Source organism: Stenotrophomonas sp. AGC87 (assembly GCF_057333975.1).
The window spans coordinates 20263-28430 of record NZ_JBHFHW010000037.1; the positions used below are offsets into that span (position 1 = coordinate 20263).

8 protein-coding genes are annotated in these 8168 nt (G+C 68.4%); 4 read left to right on the top strand and 4 right to left on the bottom strand.

From position 1 onward, the window contains the following. Positions 1-58: 58 nt before the first annotated feature. Together aceA and aceB are read right to left on the bottom strand one after the other, a co-directional pair. Entirely contained in the window at positions 59-1351 is a 1293-nt protein-coding gene (aceA, locus tag ACE026_RS14660; protein WP_481485178.1) for an isocitrate lyase, read from the bottom strand. Between the two features lie 52 nt (positions 1352-1403). Beyond that, complete coding sequence (gene aceB / locus ACE026_RS14665; RefSeq protein WP_486039556.1) at positions 1404-3050, bottom strand: malate synthase A; 1647 nt, start codon at positions 3048-3050, stop codon at positions 1404-1406. 108 nt (positions 3051-3158) lie between these two features. Between aceB and ACE026_RS14670 the strand changes: the two genes are divergently transcribed. Together ACE026_RS14670 and ACE026_RS14675 are read left to right on the top strand one after the other, a co-directional pair. Continuing rightward, positions 3159-4124: a LysR family transcriptional regulator gene (locus ACE026_RS14670; protein WP_070474283.1), complete on the top strand. Its 966-nt coding sequence runs from the start codon at positions 3159-3161 to the stop codon at positions 4122-4124. A 10-nt stretch (positions 4125-4134) separates the two neighbouring features. Further along, positions 4135-5037 (top strand): LysR substrate-binding domain-containing protein, encoded by a 903-nt coding sequence (locus ACE026_RS14675; RefSeq protein WP_486039558.1) that lies wholly within the window; start codon positions 4135-4137, stop codon positions 5035-5037. On the opposite strand, the gene ACE026_RS14680 is transcribed toward ACE026_RS14675, so the two are convergent. Beyond that, on the bottom strand, positions 5027-6301 hold the full coding sequence (locus tag ACE026_RS14680; protein ID WP_486039559.1) for an MFS transporter: 1275 nt from the start codon (positions 6299-6301) through the stop codon (positions 5027-5029). The genes ACE026_RS14675 and ACE026_RS14680 overlap by 11 nt on opposite strands. A gap of 132 nt (positions 6302-6433) precedes the next feature. After that, entirely contained in the window at positions 6434-7066 is a 633-nt protein-coding gene (lepB, locus tag ACE026_RS14685; protein WP_282262779.1) for a signal peptidase I, read from the bottom strand. Positions 7067-7244: 178 nt separating this feature from the next. On the opposite strand from lepB, the gene ACE026_RS14690 reads away from it, so the two are divergent. After that, positions 7245-7655 (top strand): hypothetical protein, encoded by a 411-nt coding sequence (locus tag ACE026_RS14690; protein WP_486039561.1) that lies wholly within the window; start codon positions 7245-7247, stop codon positions 7653-7655. A 3-nt stretch (positions 7656-7658) separates the two neighbouring features. Continuing rightward, positions 7659-8108 (top strand): 3-dehydroquinate dehydratase, encoded by a 450-nt coding sequence (locus ACE026_RS14695; RefSeq protein WP_486039562.1) that lies wholly within the window; start codon positions 7659-7661, stop codon positions 8106-8108. Positions 8109-8168: the final 60 nt, after the last annotated feature.

The following is an 8168-nucleotide window of genomic DNA, read 5'->3' on the forward strand; positions in this document are numbered from 1 at the left end:
GGCCAGTCCCCCGACTGACCGCCCTTCTGGCCCTCCCTGGCCCCCTGCCCAGTCGGGGTCAGGCCGCGCGTTCGGCGTTGAACTGCTCTTCCTCGGTGGACCCGCTCAGCGCGGTGGTCGAGGATTGGCCCTGCTGGATCGCCTGGGTCACCGCGTCGAAGTAGCCGGTGCCGACCTCGCGCTGGTGCTTGACCGCGGTGAAGCCGCGGTCGGCGGCGGCGAACTCGGCCTCCTGCAGCTCCACGAAGGCACTCATCTGGCGGCGCGCGTAGCCGTGGGCCAGATTGAACATCGAGTAGTTCAGGGCGTGGAAGCCGGCCAGGGTGATGAACTGGAACTTGTAGCCGTATTTGGCGATCTCCTTCTGGAAGGTCGCGATGGTGGCGTCGTCCAGGTTCTTCTTCCAGTTGAAGCTGGGCGAACAGTTGTAGGCCAGCAGCTTGCCGGGGAACTTCGCATGGATCGCCTCGGCGAACTTGCGCGCGAACTCCAGGTCGGGCTTGCCGGTCTCGCACCAGATCAGGTCGGCATAGGGCGCATAGGCCAAGCCGCGGCTGATCGCCTGCTCCAGGCCGTTGCGGGTCTTGTAGAAGCCTTCCACGGTGCGTTCGCCGGTGGTGAACGGCTGGTCGTTGCCATCCACATCGCTGGTCAGCAGGTCGGCGGCTTCGGCATCGGTACGGGCCACCAGCAGAGTCGGCACGCCCATCACGTCGGCGGCCAGGCGGGCGGCGTTGAGCTTCTCGATCGCCTCGCGGGTCGGCACCAGCACCTTGCCGCCCATGTGCCCGCACTTCTTCACCGAGGCCAGCTGATCCTCGAAGTGCACGCCCGCCGCGCCGGCCTCGATCATCGCCTTCATCAGTTCGAAGGCGTTGAGCACGCCGCCGAAACCGGCTTCGGCATCGGCCACGATCGGCTGCAGGAAGTCGATGTCATCCTTGCCCTCGGCATGGTGCAGCTGATCAGCACGCAGCAGGGTGTTGTTGATGCGCTTGACCACCGCCGGCACCGAATCGGCCGGGTACAGCGACTGGTCCGGATACATCTGGCCGGCCAGGTTGGCATCGGCGGCAACCTGCCAACCGGACAGGTAGATCGCGTTCAAGCCGGCCTTGACCTGCTGCATGGCCTGGTTGCCGGTCAGCGCGCCGAGCGCGTTGACGAAGTCCTTTTCCTGCAGGTACGTCCACAGCTTCTCCGCGCCCAGCCGCGCCAGCGAGTGCTCCACGTGCACGGTGCCACGCAGGCGCACCACATCGGCGGCGGTGTAGTTGCGGGTGATCCCGGCCCAGCGCGGGTCGGTGTTCCAAGCGTGCTGGATCTGTTCGGCGGTCTGCAGGGTGCTCATGTCGAATCTCCAAAGGGAACGGATGCGGTTACGGCAGGTGGATGGATGGCGCTCAGTCGAGACGGTCGTAGGCGGGCAGGGTCAGGAAGTCGGTGAGCTCATCGCGGCGGCTGAGCGCGGCCAGCAGCGCGATGGACTCGGGGATGCGGGCGCTGCCGGGCAGCGCGGCGGTATCGCCCAGCCGCGCCGGCAGCTGGGCCAGGGTGGCGTCGAGCAGGGCCAGGTCGATGGCGGTGCCGTCGTCCAGGTGCTGGCCGGGGGTATGCAGCCACTGCCACAGCTGGCTGCGGCTGATCTCGGCGGTGGCCGCGTCTTCCATCAGGTGGTGGATCGGCACGCAGCCGTTGCCGTCCAGCCAGGCGGCCAGGTAGCGCACACAGACCTCGACGTTGCCCTCGAAACCGGCGCGGGTGATGGTGCCGGTGGGCGCGGCGATCAGATCATCGCGGCCCACCTGCACATCGTTGCGCAGCACGCGGTGCTGGTTCGGTCCGGGCATGTGTTCGTCGAAGATCGCCTGCGCGACCGGGATCAGCGCGGGGTGGGCGACCCAGGTCCCGTCATGGCCGGCGGTGACTTCGCGCAGCTTGTCCGCCCGCACCCGCGCCATCGCCTGCTCGTTGGCGGCCGCGTCATGGTTGATCGGAATCTGCGCGGCCATGCCACCCATCGCATGCGCGCCACGGCGATGGCAGGTGCGGATCAGCAGCTCCGAATACGCCTTCAGGAACGGCTGGGTCATCGTCACCTGGCCGCGCTCGGGCAGCACCTTGTCGGCGTGGCGGCGGAAGGTCTTGATGTAGGAAAAAATGTAATCCCAGCGGCCACAGTTCAGGCCGACGATGCGGTCGCGCAGCGCATGCAGGATCTCGTCCATCTCGAACACTGCCGGCAGCGTTTCGATCAGCACCGTGACCTTGATCTGCCCGTGCGGCAGGCCGAGCATGCCCTCGATGTGCGACAGCGCGGTCTCCCACAGCGCCGCCTCTTCCATGCTCTGCAGCTTGGGCAGGTAGAAGTACGGGCCACGCTGCTTGCACATCAGGGTGCGGGCATTGTGGAAGGCGAACACCGCCGCATCGAACAGGCCACCGGCGATCGGCTGGCCATCAATGCGCACGTGCTTCTCATCCAGGTGCCAGCCACGCGGGCGCACGATCAGCACGGCCTGCTCGTTGAACGGACGCAGGGTGTACTGCTTGCCCGGCTTCCCATCCACGGACGGGCCGGTGTAGGTCAGATCGCCACGCACCGCGCCGATCAGCGCCTGCTGGCCGGCCAGCAGGTTGCGCCAGGCCGGGGCGGTGGAATCCTCGAAGTCGGCCATGAACACCTTGGCGCCGGAGTTCAGCGCGTTGATGACCATCTTCGGGTCGGTCGGGCCGGTGATCTCCACCCGGCGGTCCTGCAGCGCCTCCGGCAGCGGGGCGACCTGCCAGTCGCCGCTGCGGATCTCGGCGGTATCGGCACGGAAGTCCGGCAGGCCGCCGCCATCGAAGAAGGCCTGGCGGGCCACCCGTGCCTGCAGCCGGCGCTGACGCTCCGGCTCCACCGCCCGGTGCAGCGACACCAGCAGCGCCAGTACCCCCGCTGGCAGCAGCGCGGACTGGCCGGCCAGCTGGGTGGTCAGGGCAATGCCGGGGGTGGCCGGTGCATCGGCGGGGGTGGGCTGGGCGGTGGCGTAAGCGACGGCGGACATGGCGGGCTCCTGCGGTGCGGTTGAGCTCCACCGTGCGCCGCCGCGCCGATATTTGACAAAGCAGTTATTGCAATGGCTTACATAAGGTGTGCTTATACTCATGACACCATGACCACGCCGCGCACGCCAAGTCCCCGGTTTTCCTATAAATCCGATCGGCTCAAGCCGCTGCGGGCGTTCTGCCAGACGGTCCGCCTGGGCTCAGTCTCACGGGCAGCTGAGGCTTTGTTCGTCAGCCAGCCGGCCATCAGCCAGCAGTTGCAGGCCCTGGAGCGCGAACTCGGGGTCAATCTGTTCGAGCGCAGCGGCCGCCGCCTGGTGCCCAGCCGTGAAGGCCAGCTGCTGTACGAGATGGCGCTGCCGCTGGTGGAGAACCTTGACGGGCTGGAGGCCAGCTTCCGCGACAAGGTCAAAGGGTTGGACGCCGGCGAGCTCAACATCGCGGCCAACAGCTCGACCATCCTGTACCTGCTGCCGCGCATCGTGGAGCGCTTCCGCCAGCGCCACCCGGATGTCCGCCTGACCCTGCACAACGCGATCAGCGCCGACGGCACCGATCTGCTGCGCAGCGATGCGGCGGACCTGGCGGTGGGCTCGATGACCGACGTGCCGGCCGACCTCAGCTACGCCCCGGCCTACCGCTTCGAGCAGGTGCTGATCGCCCCGCCCGAGCACCCGCTGGCGCACGGCGAACTGAGCCTGGAGGCGATCTCGCAGTACCCGCTGGTGCTGCCGCCCAAGCGCCAGATCACCTACCGGCTGGTGGACCAGGTGTTCCAGCGGCATCGGCTGCCCTACACCGTGGCGCTGGAGGTGGGCGGCTGGGAAGTGATCAAGCAGTACGTGGCGATGGGCATGGGCATCTCGATCGTGCCGGCGCTCTGCCTCCACGATGCTGATCGCGAGAAGCTGGTGACGCGCTCGATGAGTGCGTGGTTCCCGGAGCGCAGTTATGGGGTGATCGTGCGGCGTGGGCGGTTCCTGTCACCGCAGGCGCGGGCCTTCATCGAGCTGATCCAGCCGGACCTGTTCAGTCCGCGCAGCTATGATGAAAGTGGTCATTCCGAGCGCTGACGCACGCCCCATGTCCATCGAACTCCGCCACCTGCGCTACTTTCTGGCCGTCGCCGAGACACTGCACTTCGGTCGGGCGGCCGAGCGGCTGGGCATGTCGCAGCCACCGCTCAGCCAGCAGATCCGTCAACTGGAATCGCTGCTCGGCGCGCGGCTGTTCCTGCGCGCGAACCGCCGCGTGGAACTGACCGATGCCGGTCGCGTGCTGCAGGAGCAGGCGCGTGAAGTGCTGGCCCGGGTGGAGACCGCGATCGACCTCACCCAGCGCGCGCAGCGCGGGGAAACCGGCGAACTGCGCATCGGGCTGACCCGGGCCACGCCGCTGTCCACGCAGATTCCGCGCGCGATCTTCGCCTACCGCCAGCAATTCCCACAGGTGCAGTTGACGCTGCGCGAGATGAACACCCTGCAGCAGATCGATGCGCTGATGGCCGGCGAACTGGATGTCGGGTTGATCCGCAAACGTGCCCTGCCCGCGCCGCTGATGTCGCGCAAATTGTTCAGTGATCCACTCGCGCTGGTGGTGCACGACCAGCATCCGCTGGTGCGTGATCTGCCGGCCGATGCAGCGGTGGCACTGCGGCTGTTCGCGCATGAGCCGTTCGTCGGTTTCCTGCGCGAGGTGGGTGCGGGCATCCACGATCACTTCATCGCGTTGTGCCGGAGTGCCGGCTTCACCCCGCGCATCGTGCAGGAAGCCGGGGAAGCCTCGACACTGATCAGCCTGGCGGCCTCAGGGTTGGGGGTAACGGTGCTACCCGCCTCGTGCAGCCATATCCAGGTGGACGGCGCGCGCTTCGTCGCACTCAGTGATCGTGCGGCCAGTTCGGAAGTGCACGTGGCCTGCCGCCGCGGCCCAGCGTCGCCGCTGATCGGTCACTTCACCCGGCTGCTGCAGGGTGTCAGCGGCTGAGCGCGAGCGCTGCGATGGCCGGTTGCACGCGCTGGCCCAGACGCCAGGCGATCACGCCACCGGCCACGGTCAGTACGCCGACGAAACCGCACACGCCCAGCCAGTCCCACTGCGTGTAGAACACACCGCCGAGCACGCCGGCCACGCTGGAGCCCAGGTAGTAGGCGAACAGATACAGGGCGGACGCTTCGGCGCGCATCGCACCAGCGCGGCTGCCGACCCAGCTGCTGGCCACCGAGTGGCCGCCGAAGAAGCCGAACGTCACCAGCGCGATGCCGGCCGCCATGCAGCCCAGCCATGGCAGTGCCAGCAGCACGATGCCCAGCGCGATCAGCCCGTAGCAGATCGCCAGCACGCGGCTGCGGCCATGGCGATTGGCCTGCTGCCCCATCCAGGCCGAGCTGAAGGTGCCGACCAGGTACACGCTGAAGATCAGACCGACCACGGTCTGGCTGAGGCCATACGGCGGCGCGAGCAGGTGGAAGCCGAGGTAGTTGTAGAGGGTGACGAACACGCCCATCAACACGAAGGCGGTGGCGAACAGCCACGGCAAGCCCGGATCGCCGAACAGGCTGCGCCAGCGCGAAGGCAATTCGCGCAGGCCGCCACGGCGGCTCTGGAAGTGGCGTGACGGCGGCAGCTGGATCCACAGCAGCACGGTACTGAGCAGCGCAATCAACGAGACCACGCCGATACCCCAGCGCCAGCCCCAATGGTCGGCCACGATGCCCGCAATGAGACGGCCGCTCATGCCGCCGATCGCGTTGCCGCCGATGTACAGGCCCATCGCCAGGCCCAGCGCGCGGCTGTCCATTTCCTCGGCGAGGTAGGTCATGCCTACCGCCGGTACACCACTGAGCGCGATGCCGAGCAGCGTGCGCAGCACCAGCAGCGTGGTCCAGTCATCCACCATCGCGGTGGCGACGGACAACACGCTGGACGCCAGCAGCGCGGCGACCATTACGCTGCGGCGCCCGATGCGGTCGGAGATCAATCCCGCGATCAGCATGGAGACCGCCAGCAGACCGGTGCTCAGCGACAGGGTCAGCGCACTGTTGGCTGCGGAGACGCCGAAGTGGCGACTGAATTCGGGCAGCAGCGGCTGCACCGTGTAGAGCAGCCCGAAGGTGGAGAAGCCGGCCAGGAACAGCGCGGCCGCGGTGCGCCGGAAGGCCGGGGAGCCCTGCTGGATCTGGTCACCGGCCGGAGCTGTGGTGGTAGTCGGGGGGCTGCGGTCGGGGACCGCGGCGATGTCGCCATTCATGCCGATAAGGCCCGCGTGGACGAGCCGGAGCGAGGAGTCAGCGCTCAGGATAGGCAGCGCCGGCAGGTCGATCCATAACCTGATAGGTCTTGATTGAGACGAATCAGATATCGATTCAGGTCGCGACGGACATTACAGCGCCTGCCAGGTCAGGCCTTCGCCGCGCCGGTAGTAGACGTGCGAGGCCTTGCCGTACAGCGCGCTGGCCTGGACGAGCCCGAAGAAGCGGCCGTCGGCACTGTTGCCGCGGTGGTCGCCGAGCATCAGCACCTCGCCCGTCGGGACGGTCAGCCCAGTGATGTCCGGTCCACCCCCCTGGCCCAGATCCAGCTGGGCCAGATGCTGGCCGAAGTCTTCGATCTCACCGACCCCGGCCTGGGCCAGCGGATGGCCGTTGATGCTCAGGTGGCCGTCGTGCAGCTCGACCCGATCCCCGCCGACCGCAGCGATGCGCTTGATCAGGCGGGTGCCGTCCTGCGGCGAATCGAACACCGCCACGTCACCGCGCTGCGGCTGGCCGGTGTGCAGCAGCTCCACCGAGGTGAACGGCAGGCGCACGCCGTAGGCGCGCATGTCCACCACTACCCGGTCACCCGGCATCAGAGTGTGCTGCATCGAACCGCTGGGCACCTGGTAGTGATTGGCCAAGGTGTCGCGCGCCGCAGCGAGCAGGCCGAGCATCACCAGCAGCGGCAAGGCTTCCTTCTTCAGCCAGCGCAGCAGGCGGTGGTCGGTGGGGGCTGAGGCGGCGGCGGGGGTGTCCATACGGGCGCTCCAGGGAGGGTGTGGCTGTGACCGGACGGACGGCGGGCAAGTTCCCTGGCCCGCGCTGAAAAAGCTACGCACTGTTTACGCAGGGGCCGCCCGGTCGGCATCGCGGTTTTACGGGGCGCGGCCGCATCGTGGCGACACCGCGCCGAAGGGCGCTTCGAAGAGACGTTCCATGACCATCCTGCTGATCCGGCACAAACCGTCGAACGCCGTACCGGACGCGTCGCCGCTGCCTGCGCGGGTCGCCGGGCACCGCCTGGCCTGCCGCGACTGCGACTCCCTGCCGGCGCTGGTGCGCTGCCTGCAGCGTGCCCAGCGCAGCCGCCCGGCACTGGTCCTGATCGCCACCGCGGCGGTCGATGCGCCACAGTGGGCCCGTTATGGCCAGGCGCTGCGCACCGCGCTGGAGGACCTGCCGGTGCCGTACATCGAGATGGCCAGCAACGACGACGATGCGCTGGACGAGCACCTGCATCCGCAGCATGCCCCGGCCGCGCGGGTGGTGTGCAGCAGCGGCCGCCAGGACGCGTGTCGCCTGTCGTTGGCGATCGCCGCCCATCGCCTGCAGGCCGTGGAGGGCTGAGCCATGTCGATCTTCATCATCCGTGGGCCGGAAGCGGCCGGGCAGCTGATCCGTACCGCGCAGCCGCTGCCTCCGCTCGTTCTCAAATCCCTGGTGCACCGTGCGATCGATGCGGGCACCACGGTGGCGATCCGCGCGTGCGGCTCGGAGCAGGAACTGCTGGATGCGCTGCGCGTGGCCGATCACAGCCGCGGCGAAGTCACCCTGCTCGATCCCGGTGCATGCGTGGACAGCGCGCGCCTGCAGCGCCTGCTGCCGCATCTGCACAACGCCTATGTGGAAGTGCACGACGACGATGCGCGCGCCCCGGAGGCGTGCCTGCCGGCGGATGCGGGCCAGCGCATCGGCGTGGCGCGCGGGTACTGCGCGCAGAGTTACATGCACGCGCTGGAGATCGCGCTGGATCACCTGGGGTGCAGTGAGATTGCGGACGGCGTGCACGTGGGGACGTGATGCGCGGGGTCGGTGGGGCGGGGGGGGGGGGGGGGGGGGGGGGGGGGGGGGGGGGGGGGG

Bases quoted from the DNA above. Each gene is read 5' to 3' on its own strand.
- aceA (WP_481485178.1), bottom strand. From the start codon at position 1,351: ATGAGCACCCTGCAGACCGCCGAACAGATCCAGCACGCTTGGAACACC.
- aceB (WP_486039556.1), bottom strand. From the start codon at position 3,050: ATGTCCGCCGTCGCTTACGCCACCGCCCAGCCCACCCCCGCCGATGCA.
- ACE026_RS14670 (WP_070474283.1), top strand. From the start codon at position 3,159: ATGACCACGCCGCGCACGCCAAGTCCCCGGTTTTCCTATAAATCCGAT.
- ACE026_RS14675 (WP_486039558.1), top strand. From the start codon at position 4,135: ATGTCCATCGAACTCCGCCACCTGCGCTACTTTCTGGCCGTCGCCGAG.
- ACE026_RS14680 (WP_486039559.1), bottom strand. From the start codon at position 6,301: ATGAATGGCGACATCGCCGCGGTCCCCGACCGCAGCCCCCCGACTACC.
- lepB (WP_282262779.1), bottom strand. From the start codon at position 7,066: ATGGACACCCCCGCCGCCGCCTCAGCCCCCACCGACCACCGCCTGCTG.
- ACE026_RS14690 (WP_486039561.1), top strand. From the start codon at position 7,245: ATGACCATCCTGCTGATCCGGCACAAACCGTCGAACGCCGTACCGGAC.
- ACE026_RS14695 (WP_486039562.1), top strand. From the start codon at position 7,659: ATGTCGATCTTCATCATCCGTGGGCCGGAAGCGGCCGGGCAGCTGATC.